General features: G+C 72.8%; 13 protein-coding genes. 3 read left to right on the top strand and 10 right to left on the bottom strand.

Annotation, left to right across the window (positions count from 1 at the left end):
• Positions 1-5: 5 nt before the first annotated feature.
• Both V6D49_RS24685 and rpsD read right to left on the bottom strand, forming a co-directional pair.
• Positions 6-443 carry a DUF948 domain-containing protein gene (locus V6D49_RS24685; protein WP_340563083.1) on the bottom strand — a complete coding sequence of 146 codons (438 nt, stop codon included), beginning with the start codon at positions 441-443 and terminating at the stop codon, positions 6-8.
• Positions 444-631: 188 nt separating this feature from the next.
• On the bottom strand, positions 632-1243 hold the full coding sequence (gene rpsD, locus V6D49_RS24680; RefSeq protein WP_191208966.1) for a 30S ribosomal protein S4: 612 nt from the start codon (positions 1241-1243) through the stop codon (positions 632-634).
• Between the two features lie 173 nt (positions 1244-1416).
• Between rpsD and V6D49_RS24675 the strand changes: the two genes are divergently transcribed.
• Complete coding sequence (locus V6D49_RS24675) at positions 1417-2151, top strand: DUF2470 domain-containing protein (protein WP_340563080.1); 735 nt, start codon at positions 1417-1419, stop codon at positions 2149-2151.
• Between the two features lie 34 nt (positions 2152-2185).
• Here the strand turns inward: V6D49_RS24675 and V6D49_RS24670 are convergent, their stop codons facing one another.
• Genes V6D49_RS24670 through V6D49_RS24655 form a run of 4 tightly spaced genes read right to left on the bottom strand, consistent with a single transcriptional unit; the run spans position 2186 to position 6302 of the window.
• On the bottom strand, positions 2186-3553 hold the full coding sequence (locus V6D49_RS24670; RefSeq protein ID WP_340563078.1) for a replication-associated recombination protein A: 1368 nt from the start codon (positions 3551-3553) through the stop codon (positions 2186-2188).
• A gap of 54 nt (positions 3554-3607) precedes the next feature.
• Positions 3608-4258 carry a vitamin K epoxide reductase family protein gene (locus tag V6D49_RS24665; RefSeq protein WP_340563075.1) on the bottom strand — a complete coding sequence of 217 codons (651 nt, stop codon included), beginning with the start codon at positions 4256-4258 and terminating at the stop codon, positions 3608-3610.
• A gap of 59 nt (positions 4259-4317) precedes the next feature.
• Complete coding sequence (gene hisS / locus V6D49_RS24660; protein WP_340563072.1) at positions 4318-5577, bottom strand: histidine--tRNA ligase; 1260 nt, start codon at positions 5575-5577, stop codon at positions 4318-4320.
• Between the two features lie 11 nt (positions 5578-5588).
• Positions 5589-6302, bottom strand: a complete 714-nt coding sequence (locus tag V6D49_RS24655) for an MBL fold metallo-hydrolase (protein ID WP_340563070.1) — start codon at positions 6300-6302, stop codon at positions 5589-5591.
• A gap of 152 nt (positions 6303-6454) precedes the next feature.
• Here V6D49_RS24655 and V6D49_RS24650 point away from each other — a divergent pair, with 152 nt between their 5' ends.
• Positions 6455-7276, top strand: coding sequence for a peptidylprolyl isomerase (locus V6D49_RS24650; protein WP_340563067.1), 822 nt, complete (start codon positions 6455-6457; stop codon positions 7274-7276).
• Positions 7277-7459: 183 nt separating this feature from the next.
• Positions 7460-8689 carry a DUF349 domain-containing protein gene (locus V6D49_RS24645; RefSeq protein ID WP_340563065.1) on the top strand — a complete coding sequence of 410 codons (1230 nt, stop codon included), beginning with the start codon at positions 7460-7462 and terminating at the stop codon, positions 8687-8689.
• A 54-nt stretch (positions 8690-8743) separates the two neighbouring features.
• Here V6D49_RS24645 and V6D49_RS24640 read toward each other — a convergent pair whose 3' ends face one another.
• From V6D49_RS24640 to secD, 4 genes are all read right to left on the bottom strand, one after another.
• Positions 8744-11275: a RelA/SpoT family protein gene (locus V6D49_RS24640; protein WP_340563063.1), complete on the bottom strand. Its 2532-nt coding sequence runs from the start codon at positions 11273-11275 to the stop codon at positions 8744-8746.
• A 103-nt stretch (positions 11276-11378) separates the two neighbouring features.
• Positions 11379-11945: an adenine phosphoribosyltransferase gene (locus V6D49_RS24635; RefSeq protein WP_340564288.1), complete on the bottom strand. Its 567-nt coding sequence runs from the start codon at positions 11943-11945 to the stop codon at positions 11379-11381.
• A gap of 5 nt (positions 11946-11950) precedes the next feature.
• Positions 11951-13135 (bottom strand): protein translocase subunit SecF, encoded by a 1185-nt coding sequence (secF, locus tag V6D49_RS24630; RefSeq protein ID WP_340563061.1) that lies wholly within the window; start codon positions 13133-13135, stop codon positions 11951-11953.
• Position 13136: 1 nt separating this feature from the next.
• On the bottom strand, positions 13137-14945 hold the full coding sequence (gene secD / locus V6D49_RS24625; RefSeq protein WP_340563058.1) for a protein translocase subunit SecD: 1809 nt from the start codon (positions 14943-14945) through the stop codon (positions 13137-13139).
• Positions 14946-14996 lie beyond the last annotated feature (51 nt).

Here is a 14996-nt window from a genome sequence, read left to right as displayed (position 1 = left end):
GTGACTCAGTCCTTTCCACCCCGGCGCGGGCGGGGGCCGCGCCGGGCTCCGGGCACGCGTCGGCCGACGACCGTCCGGGGCGCCTTCCCGGGCGTCCCGCCGGTGCGGCCGAGCGCTCGGCGGACGCCGTAGCCGAAGGCGGCGACCTTCACCAGCGGGCCGCCGAAGGTCGTCGAGACGGTCGAGGACAGCGCGGAGGCGTTGGCCGTGACCTCCTGGACGTCGGTGGCGATGGCGTCCACCCGGTCGAGCTGCGACTGCGCGGAGCGGACGGTCGCCGAGGCCTCGCCCAGCAGGGGCACGGCCTGCTCCGTCACGCCCGTCACGAGCTTGGTGGCCGCCTTCAGCGTCTGTGCGAGCCTCACCAGCACCACGGCGAGGAACGACACCAGGATCGCCCAGAAGACCGCCACGAGGAGGCCGGCCACCTCACCACCGGACACAGCTGCACCGCTTCCCTCGGGTTCACGTCCAAGGCACCGACCTTATCGCGCCGGACCCGGCCTCCCGTACCGCATTGCGGGGCGCCGCCCGGGCCGACGGGGCACGCCCGGCGGGGACGGCACAGCCCCGCCCGCCGCGACGTCCGCGGCGGGCGGGGCTGTGACCGGTCACCCGGGGCCGGGGGCCGTCAGCGGGCGTAGTACTCGACGACGAGCTGCTCGTCGCAGATGACCGGGATCTCCTTGCGGTTCGGGTCGCGGTCCAGGCGGAACGCCAGGGCCTGGAGGTTGACCTCCAGGTAGCGCGGGGTCTCGCCGTCCGTCGCGTAACCGCCCTCGCGGGCCACCTGGAACGGGTACTTCTCGCGGCTGCGCTCGCGGACCATGACCACGTCGTCCGGGCGGACCCGGAACGACGGCTTGTCGACCTTGCGGCCGTTGACCGCGATGTGGCCGTGCACGACCATCTGGCGGGCCTGGTAGATGGTGCGGGCGAGACCCGCCCGCAGGACGAGCGCGTCCAGGCGGCGCTCCAGCTCGACGATGAGCGCCTCGCCCGTCTTGCCGTCGACCTTCCGAGCGCGGTCGTAGGCACGGACCATCTGGCGTTCGCTGATGTCGTACTGGGCCCGCAGCCGCTGCTTCTCCAGCAGACGGACCTTGTAGTCACTGTTCTGCTTGCGGCCGCGGCCGTGCTCCCCCGGCGGGTAGGGGCGCTGCTCGAAGTACTTGACGGCCTTCGGGGTCAGCGCGATACCGAGCGCACGCGACTTCTTGACCTTGGGACGCGACTGGTTCACGTTGAACGAACCTCCGTGTAAGTTAGGTGAGGCTTACCTTAGCGGAGGAGAACGCTGTGTTTCGACCTGGGATCCCCCTGCCCGGCACCGATGACGACGCCGCGGCGGGTCAGCCGCGTCCCGCGGAAGAAAGCGCCGGCCGACCCTGTGCGGCCGAGCGCGTACGTACCCTCGTGGACTCCAGCGTATCCGCCGTCCTGGCCATTCCGGGCGCCGAGCCCGGCGGGCTGGGCTCGACCCTGCCGCTGGCCCGCGCCGTCTCCCCCGACGGGGACGTTTTCGTCCTGGTCAGCGCCGAGTCCTCGGCCGCCCGGGCCGCCGCCCACGCGCAGGACGACGACGTCGTCGCCGTGATGGACATCACGGACGTCGCCCCCGTCTCCGTGCCGCGGCGCGTGCGCGGACACGCGCAGATCGGCGGCTGGCTGACGGCGGTGCGCGGCGACGACCTGGCCCTCGCCGAAGGGCTGCTGGCCGACCGGCTGCCGCCCGAGCCGCCCGGCGGCGCGCCGCAGCGCATGACGCTGCGCCTGGAGTTCGGCGAGGCCGTCGTGGAGGACCTGTGGGGCGAGGGGCACGTCGAACCCGAGGAGTTCGCCGCCGCCCGCCCCGACCCCCTGGCCCGCCACGAGGCCGACCTCCTCCAGCACCTCGCCGCCGCCCACAGCGACCGCGTGGGCGGGCTGTGCGCCCTGCTCGGCGAGCGCGACCCCGGCTGCGCCGCCGCGTCCCTGCACGCGGTGCCGCTCGCGCTGGACCGCTTCGGGCTGCGGGTGCGCTACCACGCCCCGGCCGGCGCGGCGGGCGAGCCGTTCGACGTCCACTTCCCGTTCCCCCGGCCCGTGGCCGACGTCGCCGGGCTGCGGCGCGCGATGCACGGCCTCTTCGACGCGGCCGAGAGCGCGTAGGCGACCGGGCCCGCCCGCGCCCGCCGGTCGCCGCTCAGCCCTCCCCGGACCCCTCCTCGCCCCGCAGCCGGGCGCGGACGCGGGCGGCGACGTCCGCGTAGCGGGCCTCGGCGCCGTACCGCGTGGGCTCGTAGTAGCGCGCGCCGTGCACGGCGTCCGGCGCGTACTGCTGCGCGGCGACGCCGCCGGGCAGGTCGTGCGGGTACTGGTAGCCGGCGCCGTGGCCGAGCCTCTTCGCACCGCCGTAGTGGCCGTCCCGCAGGTACGTCGGCACGGGCCCGGCCTTCCCGGCCCGGACGTCGGCCAGCGCGGCGTCGATCGCCTTGTAGGCGGCGTTGGACTTGGGCGCGAGGGCCAGGGCGATCGTCGCCTGGGCGAGGGTGATGCGCGCCTCGGGGAATCCGATCATCGCCACCGCCTGGGCGGCGGCGACGGCCGTCTGGAGGGCACTCGGGTCGGCCAGGCCGATGTCCTCGCTGGCGGAGATCATCAGCCGCCGCGCGATGAACCGGGGGTCCTCGCCCGCCTCGACCATGCGGGCCAGGTAGTGCAGCGCGGCGTCCACGTCCGAACCACGGATCGACTTGATGAGGGCGCTGGCCACGTCGTAGTGCTGGTCCCCGTCGCGGTCGTACGTCACGGCGGCCCGGTCGACCGTCTCCTCCAGCGTGGCCAGGGTGATCTCCGACTCGGCCTTGGCCAGCGCCGCGCCCGCCGCCGCCTCCAGGGCGGTCAGCGCGCGCCGGGCGTCCCCCTGGGCGATGCGCAGCAGGTGCGCCTCGGCCTCCTCGGGCAGGGTGAGCGCGGCGGCGAGCCCGCGCTCGTCGGCCAGCGCCCGGCGGATCAGCCCCCGCAGGTCGTCGTCGGTGAGCGGCTCCAGCGTCAGCAGCAGCGAGCGGGACAGCAGCGGCGAGATCACCGAGAAGTACGGGTTCTCCGTGGTGGCGGCGACGAGCGTCACCCAGCGGTTCTCCACGGCGGGCAGCAGGGAGTCCTGCTGGGCCTTGGAGAAGCGGTGGATCTCGTCCAGGAACAGCACGGTGTCCTTGCCGTACGCGCCCGAGGAGCGGCGGGCGCCGTCGATGACGGCCCGGACCTCCTTGACCCCCGCCGTGATGGCGGACAGCTCGACGAATCGCTTGTCGGTGGCCTTGCTGACGACGTACGCGAGCGTCGTCTTCCCCGTCCCCGGAGGCCCCCAGAGCAGGACCGACGAGGCTCCGGCCGGGCCGCCGTCGCCCTCCCCCACCAGCCGGCGCAGCGGGGAGCCGCGCCGCAGCAGGTGCCGCTGGCCCACCACCTCGTCCAGCGTGCGCGGACGCATCCGCACCGCGAGCGGGCTCGCGGCGGGGTCCTTGGACTGGCGTTCCTCGGCGGCGGCGGTGAACAGGTCGGGCTCCACCCTGGAAACCCTAAGTCACCCCACTGACAGCGCCGCCCCGGGCGGCGAGCGGGCTCAGCCGAGCCAGAAGTCCCACCACTTGGTGAGGATCAGCATGCCGATGATCCCGGTGTGCGCGGCCGGGAAGACCCAGGGGAACTCCAGCAGGACGTTCCGCAGACCCTCCGGGGCGGGGACGAGCCGGTGGCGCACGGTGTGCACGAGCGTGGCCCAGAACATCGTGAGCGTGGCGACCCAGGCCAGGCAGCACCACAGGCACAGGGAGTTGATGTTGTACAGGGACTGGTACATCAGCCAGGTGCAGAACGCCACGCCGAAGAACGTGCCGCCGAGCAGGCTCCGCCAGAACCACGGCCGGAAGTGCCCCCCGGCGAGCGCCGCCGCGCCGATCGTGACGACCGCGCCGAACATCACCAGGCCGAGCATCGGGTTCGGGAAACCGAACGCCTCGGCCTGGTCGCTCTCCATGATGTTGCCGCAGGAGACGATCGGGTTGAGGCTGCAGCCGGGGGTGAACGTCTCCCCGACGGCCTTGGCCTCCAGGATCTTCTGCTTGTCCAGCGTGATGACCCAGGCGGCCAGGAGGCCCGCCAGGCCCGTCACGACGAGCAGCCAGGCGTAGACCCGGCCCGCCGCGATCGTGGCCGGGCCGGGCCGGTCGTCCTCGGTGCCGTCCTGGGCGCGGGGTGCCGTCTGGGTCATCATGGCGCTCGTCGTCCCATCGTCTGAGGTCTGCTGCTCATTGTGGCCCAACGAGCCAGGTGTCAGCTCAGTTTCGCCCGGATTTCGGCCACGGCGGAAGAGAGCGCCACCGGGGTCTGCTCACCGCTGTCGAGATCCTTGAGCTGGACGACGCCCTCGGCCAGGTCCCGCTCCCCGAGGACCAGGGCGTACCGCGCCCCGGAGCGGCCCGCCGACTTCATCGCGTTCTTCAGCCCCTTGCCACCGTAGGCGAAGTCGGCCGCGACGCCCGCCCGGCGCAGCTCGGTGAGCACCCCGAACAGGACGCCGCGTGCCTCCTCGCCCACCGGCACGGCGTAGACGTCCGTCAGCGAGGGCGTGGGCAGCGTCACGCCCTCGGCGCGCAGGGCCAGGACCGTGCGGTCCACGCCGAGCGCCCAGCCCACCGAGGGCAGCGCCGGGCCGCCGATCATCTCGGAGAGGCCGTCGTAGCGGCCTCCCCCACCGACGGCCGACTGGGCACCGAGGCCGTCGTGCACGAACTCGAAGGTGGTGCGGGTGTAGTAGTCCAGGCCGCGCACCAGCCTCGGGTCGTCCTCGAACGCGACGCCCGCCGCCGTCAGCAGCGTGCGCACCCGCTCGTGATAGGCCGCGCAGTCCTCGCACAGGTGGTCCCGCATGAGCGGCGCGCCGGTCAGCTGCCGCTGGACGGCCTCCCGCTTGTCGTCGAGCACCCGCAGCGGGTTGATCTCGATGCGCTCGCGGGTCGCCTCGTCCAGGTCGAGGCCGCGCAGGAAGTCCTGGAGGGCGGCCCGGTAGGCGGGACGGCACGCGGCGTCCCCGAGAGAGTTCAGCAGCAGGCGGAAGTTCCGCAGGCCCAGCGACCGGTAGGCGTCGACGGCCAGGATGATCAGCTCGGCGTCCAGCGCCGGGTCCTCGGCGCCCAGGGCCTCCGCGCCGACCTGCGAGAAGTGCCGGTAGCGGCCCGCCTGCGGCCGTTCGTAGCGGTAGTAGGAGCCCGAGTACCACAGCTTCACCGGCAGGGCGCCCCGGTGCAGGTTGGCCTGGAGGGCGGCGCGCAGGACGGAGGCCGTGCCCTCGGGCCGCAGGGCCAGCTCGTCGCCGCCCTTGGTGGTGAGCGTGTACATCTCCTTGGTGACGATGTCGGTGGACGCTCCGACACCGCGCGCGAACAGTTCCACCTGCTCGAAGCCCGGCGTCTCGACGTAGCCGTACCCGGCGCGCCGCAGCGGGGCGGAGAGGGCCTCGCGGACGGCGAGGAAGTCGGCCGAGTCCGGCGGGATCAGGTCGTACGTGCCCTTGGGGGCGGAAAAGGTGCTCACGGAAGTCTGGTTCACATTCCTCGTCGTGGAGCCGTGATGTCGTCGGCTCCGTGGCCGGCGGCGACCTCCCGGAGGAAGGGGTTCGTCGCGCGCTCGCGGCCGATGGTGGTCTGGGGGCCGTGCCCGGACAGGACCACCGTCGAGTCGTCCAGCGGCAGGCAGACACGTGCCAGCGACCGCAGGATCTCGGCGGAGTCACCACCGGGCAGGTCGGTGCGTCCGATGGAGCCGGCGAACAGCAGGTCGCCCGAGAAGAGGACCGGCGGGATGTCCGCCTGCTCGGGCATGCCGAAGGTCACCGACCCCCGGGTATGGCCGGGCGCGTGCGCGACGGTCAGCTCCAGGCCCGCAAGGCTCAGCCGGGCGCCGTCGGTCAGCTCGTGCACGTCGTCCGGCTCCCCCACGGTCAGCTCGCCCATGAGCTGCTGCCCGATGGCGCGGCCCAGCGCCTTCTCCGGGTCGCTCATCATGTAGCGGTCGTCCGGGTGGATCCAGGCGGGGACGTCGTGCGCCCCGCAGACCGGCACCACGGAGGCCACGTGGTCGATGTGCCCGTGGGTGAGGACGACGGCGACCGGCTTGAGCCGGTGCTTGGCGACGGCCTCCTCGACGCCCGCGGTGGCCTGGTGGCCAGGGTCGATGATCACGCACTCCTCACCGGCGGCGGGGGCGACCAGATAACAATTGGTCCCCCAGGCCCCGGCGGGGAACCCGGCAATGAGCACGATCGTCCTTCAGTCGTCCGGCGGTCGGGAAGTGTCCGCCCCGAGCCTACCGGCGCCGCCGGTGCCGCCGCGAACCCGTATACGGTACGGGCGGCGGCAGGTCAGGGCACCCACAGGCCGCATCACCCCCGCACGGCCCGAAGGAGAAGACCGTGGTCACCAAGGAGCAGCGCCGCAGACAGCTCGCACGGCGGAAGCAGCAGCGCCGGGAGCAGCGGCAGGCCGTCGCCCGCCGCAGGCGGCGGCTGCGGAACGGGGTCGTCGCCGGCGTCCTGGTGCTCGCGCTCGGCGGCAGCGCGGTGGCCGTCGCCGCCGGCGTCTTCGAGGGGGAACCTGAGAAGCAGCCCGAGGACGTGGCGCAGACGCCGCCGCCGGACCCGTGCGAGGAGCCCGCCGAGGGCGAGCCGAACGGCAAGCAGTGGGAGAAGGAGCCTGAGATGTCGGTCGACACCGACGCCTCCTACACCATGCGGCTGGCGACCACCTGCGGCGACATCGAGATCGCGCTGGACGCCGAGCGGGCCCCGCGCACGGTGAACTCCTTCGACTTCCTCGCCGGGGAAGGCTACTTCGACCACACGCGCTGCCACCGCCTGGTCGACCAGGGCATCTTCGTCCTCCAGTGCGGGGACCCGGCGGGCACCGGCCAGGGCGGCCCCGGCTACACCATCCCGGACGAGAACCTCGAGGACCCGAAGGTCGAGGGCGGGGTCTACCCGGCGGGCACGGTCGCCATGGCCAACACCTACAACGCCCAGACGGACGAGGGCCGGGACAGCGGCGGGAGTCAGTTCTTCCTCGTCTACCAGGACAGCGAGCTCCCACCGAACTACACACCGTTCGGGGAGATCACCGACGGCATGGACGTCCTGGAGAAGATCGCGGACGCCGGTTCGACCGTGGACCCGCAGATCCAGGCCACCGTTCCGAACGCCACCGTGGTGATCGACGAGGCCACGGTCCGGGAAAGCTGAGGGCCCGGCCAGATCACCCGTGCGGGACCGGGACAGCCCGGCCGCCGGTCGCCTATGTTGGCGTTGTGCAGGGCACCTGCTCCGGCCAGGTGACCAGCACGGTGAACATCGGATGCCGGACGACAACCGTGGACGATGCCGGGGGCGCACGGTGCCCCGCCGGTGTCATGTGGAGGAGGCGCTGTGAGCAGCGACCCGTGGGGCCGCGTCGATGAGACGGGGACCGTTTACGTGCGGACGGCCGAGGGCGAGCAGGTCGTCGGATCGTGGCAGGCCGGCTCCCCCGAGGAGGCCCTCGCGTACTTCGAGCGCAAGTACGAGGGCCTGGTCGTCGAGATCGGCCTCCTGGAGCGCCGGGTGAAGACCACCGACCTGTCCTCGAAGGACGCCCTGACCGCGATCGCGCACCTGCGCGAGCAGGTGGACGCCCACCACGCGGTCGGTGACCTCGACGCCCTCCGCACCCGGCTGGACGCCCTGACCACCCGGGTGGAGGCCCGCAAGGAGGAGCGCAGGGCCCAGAAGGCCCGACAGGCCGAGGAGGCCCGGGAGGCCAAGGAGAAGCTCGTCGCCGAGGCCGAGGAACTGGCCGGGAGCGAGCAGTGGCGGGCCGCGGGCGAGCGGCTGCGCGCCCTGGTCGACATCTGGAAGGGCCTCCCCCGGCTGGACCGGAAGTCCGACGACGAGCTGTGGCACCGCTTCTCCCACGCCCGGTCGGCGTTCTCCAAGCGGCGCAAGGCGCACTTCGCGGCGCTGGACGCGCAGCGGGAGCAGGCCAGGCAGCGCAAGGAGAAGCTGGTCACCGAGGCGCAGGCGCTGTCCGGCTCGACGGACTGGGGGGCCACGGCCGCCCGGTACCGGGAGCTGATGCAGGACTGGAAGGCGGCGGGCCGCGCGCAGCGGGAGCACGAGGAGGACCTGTGGCAGCGCTTCCGCGCGGCCCAGGACGTCTTCTTCCAGGCCCGTGGCGAGGTGTTCGCGGAGCGCGACTCCGAGCAGCGGGAGAACCTGACGAAGAAGGAGGAGCTGGCCACCGAGGCGGAGAAGCTGCTGCCGGTGACGGACCTGAAGGCCGCGCGGTCGGCGTTCCGTTCCCTCAACGAGCGCTGGGACGCGATCGGGCACGTGCCGCGGGACGCACGGGCGCGCGTCGAGGGCCGGATGCGGGCGGTGGAGCAGGCGATCCAGGAGGCCGAGGAGGCCGAGTGGCGCCGCACGAACCCGGAGGCGCGGGCGCGGGCGGCGGGGCTCACGGGCCAGCTCCAGGACGCCGTGGACGCGCTGCGCGCCGACGTGGAGGCGGCGCGGGCGGCCGGCAACACCGCGAAGGCGGAGAAGCTGGAGAAGGAGCTCGCGGGCCGCCAGGCCCTGCTGGACCAGGCCCTCAAGGGCCTCCAGGAGTTCGGCGGCTGACCGCCCGGCGCGGTACGGCGAAGGCCCCGGCGGGTGCCGGGGCCTTCGCCGTACCTACGGCCGGCGGGCGGAGGTGACGCGGTAGACGTCGTAGACGCCCTCCACGCCGCGTACCGCCTTCAGCACGTGGCCGAGGTGCTTGGGGTCGCCCATCTCGAAGGTGAAGCGGGAGGTGGCCACCCGGTCGCGGGAGGTCTGCACGGCGGCGGACAGGATGTTGACGTGCTGGTCGGAGAGGACCCGCGTGACGTCGGACAGCAGCCGCGAGCGGTCCAGGGCCTCCACCTGGATGGCGACGAGGAAGACCGAGGACTGCGTCGGTGCCCACTCCACCTCCAGCATCCGCTCCGGCTCCCGCGCCAGGGCGTCGACGTTGACGCAGTCGGCGCGGTGGACGGAGACGCCGCTGCCCCGCGTCACGAAACCGATGATCGGATCGCCGGGGACGGGCGTGCAGCAGCGGGCGAGCTTGACCCAGACGTCCTCGGTCCCCTTGACGATGACGCCGGGGTCGGCCGTGGCCCGGCGCTTGGTGCGGCGGCGCAGCGGGGGTGCCGTCTCGGCGATGTCCTCGTTGGCGGCCTCCTCACCGCCGAGCGCCTGCACGAGCTTCTGGACGACGTTCTGCGCGGTGACGTGGCCCTCGCCGATGGCCGCGTAGAGCGAGGAGATGTCGGGGTAACGCATCTCGTGGGCCAGGGTGACGAGCGAGTCGCCGGTGAGGATGCGCTGGATCGGCAGGTTCTGCTTGCGCATCTGCCGGACGATGGCGTCCTTGCCGTGCTCGATCGCCTCGTCGCGGCGCTCCTTGGAGAACCAGCCACGGATCTTGTTCCGGGCCCGGGGCGACTTGACGAAGTTGAGCCAGTCCCGCGAGGGCCCGGCTCCGGGGGCCTTGGAGGTGAAGATCTCCACGGTGTCGCCGTGGTCGAGCGTGGACTCCAGCGGGACGAGACGGCCGCCCACGCGGGCGCCGATCGTCCGGTGGCCGACCTCGGTGTGCACGGCGTAGGCGAAGTCCACCGGCGTCGCACCGGCGGGCAGCGCTATGACGTCGCCCTTGGGCGTGAAGACGAAGACCTCGTTGCGGGAGAGGTCGAAGCGCAGGGACTCCAGGAACTCGCCCGGGTCCTCCGTCTCCTTCTGCCAGTCCAGCAGCTGCCGCAGCCAGGCCATGTCGTTGACGGTGTCCTTGCCGCCCCTGCCGCGCCCGGGCACGTCCGTGCGGACCTTGGAGGCACCGGCCACGGCCTCCTGCTTGTACTTCCAGTGCGCGGCGATGCCGTACTCGGCCCGCCGGTGCATGTCGTAGGTGCGGATCTGGAGTTCCACCGGCTTACCGCCGGGCCCGATGACCGTCGTGTGCAGCGACTGGTACATGTTGAACTTGGGCATCGCGATGTAGTCCTTGAACCGCCCGGGGACCGGGTTCCACCGCGCGTGCACGGTGCCCAGGGCCGCGTAGCAGTCGCGGACGGTGTCGACGAGGACGCGGATGCCGACCAGGTCGTAGATCTCGGCGAAGTCCCGGCCCCGCACGATCATCTTCTGGTAGACGCTGTAGTAGTGCTTCGGGCGGCCGGTGACGGTCGCCTTGATACGCGCGCCGCGCAGGTCGCCCTGCACCTCGTCGATGACGGTGGCGAGGTACTCGTCGCGCTTGGGGGCGCGCTCGGCCACGAGCCGCACGATCTCGTCGTACATCTTGGGGTAGAGGATCGCGAACGCGAGGTCCTCCAGCTCCCACTTGATGGTGTTCATGCCCAGCCGGTGGGCCAGCGGGGCGTAGATCTCCAGCGTCTCGCGGGCCTTCTGCTCCTGCTTCTCGCGGCGCAGGAAGCGCATGGTGCGCATGTTGTGCAGCCGGTCGGCGAGCTTGATGACCAGGACGCGCGGGTCCTTGGCCATGGCGACGACCATCTTGCGGACGGTCTCGGCCTGCGCGGCCTCGCCGAACTTCACCTTGTCCAGCTTGGTGACGCCGTCGACGAGGAGGGCGACCTGGTCACCGAAGTCGCGGCGCAGGGTGTCCAGGCCGTACTCGGTGTCCTCGACCGTGTCGTGCAGCAGCCCGGCCATGAGCGTCGCCGGGTCCATGCCGAGCTCGGCGAGGATGGTCGTCACCGCGAGGGGGTGGGTGATGTACGGGTCGCCGCTCTTGCGCTTCTGGCCCCGGTGCCACCGCTCGGCGACCTGGTAGGCGCGCTCGATCTGCCGCAGCGTGGCGGTGTCGGCCTTCGGGTCGTTGCCGCGCACGATGCGCAGCAGGGGCTCCAGGACGGGGTTGTACGGGGTGGAGCGCTGCACGCCGAGGCGGGCCAGCCGGGCCCTCACCCGGTTGGAGGAGCCGTAGCGGCCCGAGACGCCGGAGATGGCCCGCGTCGGCGTGGCGCCCGTCCGGGCGGCGGACCCGGACTTCGGACGGTCGCCCTGGCCCGGCTCCGGCCGCGGCGCGGACGGGGCGTCCGCGCCGCCCGAGGGCCGGGCCTCCGCTTCGGGGCGCTGCGCGGCGGCGGTGTCCGGCCGCGCCGGGGCACCCGTGTCCCGCCGCTGGGCGGCGGTGAGTCGCTGGGCCTCGTCTGGCAAGAGCTCTCCTCGGACGGTCCGGCCAGGGAACGGTCGGACTGCCATGGTATCGAGCCACGCCGGGGACGGGCCGCGCCGGTGACCGGGGCCGCCGCCGCGCCCGCTACACCGTGACCAGGGCGTCGAGCGGAGCGCCGTCGAGCGCGGCCTCCACGCGGGTGCGGCCCGCGAGGAAACCCAGCTCCATCAGGACGCTGACGCCCGCCACCGCGGCACCGGAGCGCCGCAGCAGGTGGACGCTCGCCTCGGCCGTCCCGCCGGTGGCCAGGACGTCGTCGACGACGAGCACCCGGTCGTCGGGGCGCAGGTCCTCCGCGTGGATCTCGATCTCGGCGCTGCCGTACTCCAGGTCGTAGGCCTGGCCGAGCGTCGCCCCCGGCAGCTTGCCCGCCTTGCGGACGGGCACGAAGCCCACACCCGCGCGGACGGCCGCCGGCGCGCCGAGGATGAACCCGCGCGCCTCCAGCCCGACGACCTTCGTGGCGCCCAGCTCCGCGCAGCGGGCGGCGAGCGCGTCGGTGAGGGCGGCGAAGGCCACCGGGTCGGCGAGCAGCGGGGTGATGTCCTTGAACATCACCCCGGGCTCGGGGTGGTCCGGTACGTCGCGGATGCGGCTGAGGAGCAGCTCGGACAGTCCGTCGGCCCGCTGCGGCACCGTCGTCCCGCTCATGTCCGTCACCGCCGCTTCCTGGTTCCGCTGCTGCCGCGGCCGTCCCGGGGGGCCCGCGGCCGGGGAGCGCCGACGGCGGCGGCCTCCTGCGCCTCGGTGGGCCCGGCGTCGTCGGCGGCGTGCTGCTCCGAGCTTCCGGCGTTGCCGTTGTTCTGGGAGGACCCGGCGTGCGCGTCGTCGCTCCCGGCGTCCGCCGCCTCGTCGGTGTCCTCGCCGCCGGCCGTGCCGTCACGGCGCTTGGACAGCACCCGGCGGTCGTGGCGGACCACCTCGGGCTGGCGCTTCTTGAGGTCGACGACGACCGGGGTCGCGAGCATGATCGACGAGTAGGTACCGGCGGTGAGGCCCACGAAGAGCGACAGGGCGATGTCCTTGAGCATGCCGCCGCCGAGCAGCCCGGCGCCGATGATCAGCAGGGCGCCGACGGGCAGCAGCGCCACGACGGAGGTGTTCACCGAGCGGATGAGCGTCGCGTTGAGCCCGCGGTTGGCCAGCTCCGGGAACGTCCAGCGGTTCTGCTTGTTCAGCGTGCTGGTGTTCTCGTTGACCTTGTCGAAGACGACCACGGTGTCGTAGAGCGAGTATCCGAGAATCGTCAGGACGCCGACCACCGTGCCCGGCGTGACCTCGAATCCCACCAGCGCGTACACGCCGACGGTGATCACGAGGTCGTGCAGGAGGGCGGTGAGGGCGGCGACCGCCATGCGCCACTCGAAGGTGATGGCCAGGTACACGCTGACGAGGACCAGGAAGATCACCATGCCGGTGAGCGCCTTGCTGGTCATCTGGTCGCCCCAGCTGGGACCGACCAGCTGCGCGTCCAGGTCGCCGGCCTCCAGGCCGAGCCCCTCGGCCAGCTCCCCGCGAGCGGCGTTGGACGCGTCGTTGTCCAGCCCGGTGACGGTGATGCGCAGGGCGTCGTTGCCGAGCCGCTGCACCCGTGCGTCGTTCCCGGTGGCCTCCTCGGCCATCGTCCGGGCCTCCTCGATGGAGGCCTGGGTGGGCGGGGTGGTGAAGACGGCTCCGCCCTGGAACTCCACGCCCATGTACAGGCCCTTGCCGCCCAGGCCCGCCAGCGAGATGGCGATCAGGAGGAGGGAGATCGCGTACCAGAGCTTGCGGCGGCCCACGAAGTCGTAGGCGGCCTCGCCGCGGTACAGCTTGGCGCCGAGCGCACCGATGCGGGACATCTCAGGCCTCCTTCGGCTCGACCGTGCTCGACGCCCGGCGGCGTCCGCGGATGGGCGGCTGGGCTCCCAGCCGCTTGGGGTCCAGCCCGGACCAGGGGTGGCCGCTGCCGAAGAAGGGCCGGGCGGCCAGCAGGCTCGTCAGCGGCTTGGTCAGCAGGAAGACCACGACGACGTCGAGCAGCGTGGTCAGGCCGAGCACGAAGGCGAAGCCCTGCACGGAGCCGACGGCCGCGAAGAACAGCACGACGGCGGCCAGGAAGGAGACGACGTCGGAGATGAGGATCGTGTGCCGGGCGCGGGGCCAGGCCCGTTCGATCGCCGGTCGCACGGACCGGCCCTCGCGCACCTCGTCGCGGATGCGTTCGAAGTAGACGATGAACGAGTCCGCCGTGATGCCGATGGCGACGATGGCACCGCAGACGGCCGGCAGGCTCAGCGCGAAGCCGATCGCCGGCCCGAGCAGCGACATCACCACGTACGTCAGCCCGCCCATGAGGAGCAGGCTGCCGATGGCGACCATGGCCAGCGCCCGGTAGTAGAAGATCAGGTAGATCGCGACCAGGGCGAGGCCGATGGCTCCCGCGATCAGACCGGCCTTGAGCTGCTCCCCGCCGAGCGACGGCGAGATCGTCAGGACGTTCGCCTCCTCGAAGGTGATCGGCAGCGCGCCGAACTTCAGGACGTTGGCCAGGTCGGAGGCGGACTCCTGGTTGAAACTGCCGGTGATCTCGGCCTGGCCGCCGCCGATGCGCGAGGAGACCGACGGCGCGGAGACGACCTCGCCGTCGAGGGTGATCGCGAACTGGTTCTGCGGCTGGGGCAGAGCGGAGATGCGCTCGGTGACGTCGGCGAACTTCTTGCCGCCGCCGTCGGTGAAGTCCATGGTGACGAGCCAGATGCCGCGCTGCTGGTCGAAGAGGGCGTCCGCGCCCTCGACCTGCGTGCCGGGCACCTCGACGGGGCCGAGCGCGTACTTGGAGGCACCCTCCCGGTCACAGGCGACGACCGGCTCGTCGGACTCGGCGGCCGCCACGGCCTGGCCGGCCTCGGCGCGGGCCTCCGGGGTCGAGCAGTCGAGCTCCTGAAGGCGCTGGGCCAGCTGGGCCGCGTCGGCGTCCTCGGCTGGCGGCTCCGGGCTCTCCTCCGGCTGCTCCTCCTCGGCGGGGGCGCTCGCGTCGGGCGAGGGGGACTCGTCGGTGACCGGGCCGTTCCGGCCGCCCTGCGGCTCCGGCTCGCCCGACGCCTCGTCGTTCCCGGGCTCCGTGGCCTGCTCCTGCGGCGACTCCTCGCCGTCCGGCTGCTGCTCGTCCTCCGTCCCGGCCTCTTCCTCGGCTTCCTCGGCTTCCTCCGCATCGGCGCCGGGAGAGGGGGAGGTGCTCGGCTCCGGTGCGGGGGCGCCGGCGGGGACGGCGTTGAGCACGGCGCGGAAGCCCAGCTCGGCGGTGGTGCCGACCTGTTCACGCGCCTGCTTCTCGTCGGTGCCCCGCGGGATGTTGACGATGATGTTGCGGTCGCCCTGGGTCTTGACCTCGGCCTCCGAGACGCCGAGACCGTTGACACGGCGGTCGATGATCGACACCGCCGTGTTCATGTTGGCCTCGTTGACCGCGCTCTTCTTCCCCGGCTGGTCCACGGCCGTGAGCGTGATGCTCGTGCCGCCCGCGAGGTCGATGCCCAGCCGGGGCGTGGTCGCCCCGGAGAGGAACATCCCGCCCGTGAGCAGCGCCGTGAGTACCAGGATGAGCGTCAGCGCGCGCCATGGTTTCCCCTGCGCCCGTGGGGACCTCCGGCGCTTCTGCGGTGTTGCCACCTTGTCGATTCTCCCTGTCCAGCCGCCCGCGCGCGGGGTCACCGCGCGGCA

It is taken from the genome of Streptomyces sp. GSL17-111 (assembly GCF_037911585.1).
Lineage (GTDB): Bacteria > Actinomycetota > Actinomycetes > Streptomycetales > Streptomycetaceae > Streptomyces.
Note: the sequence above shows the minus strand (reverse complement) of the source record. Positions and strands in the feature narration are given on the sequence as shown.

Bases quoted from the DNA above. Each gene is read 5' to 3' on its own strand.
- V6D49_RS24665 (WP_340563075.1), bottom strand. From the start codon at position 4,258: ATGATGACCCAGACGGCACCCCGCGCCCAGGACGGCACCGAGGACGAC.
- V6D49_RS24635 (WP_340564288.1), bottom strand. From the start codon at position 11,945: ATGAGCGGGACGACGGTGCCGCAGCGGGCCGACGGACTGTCCGAGCTG.
- secF (WP_340563061.1), bottom strand. From the start codon at position 13,135: ATGTCCCGCATCGGTGCGCTCGGCGCCAAGCTGTACCGCGGCGAGGCC.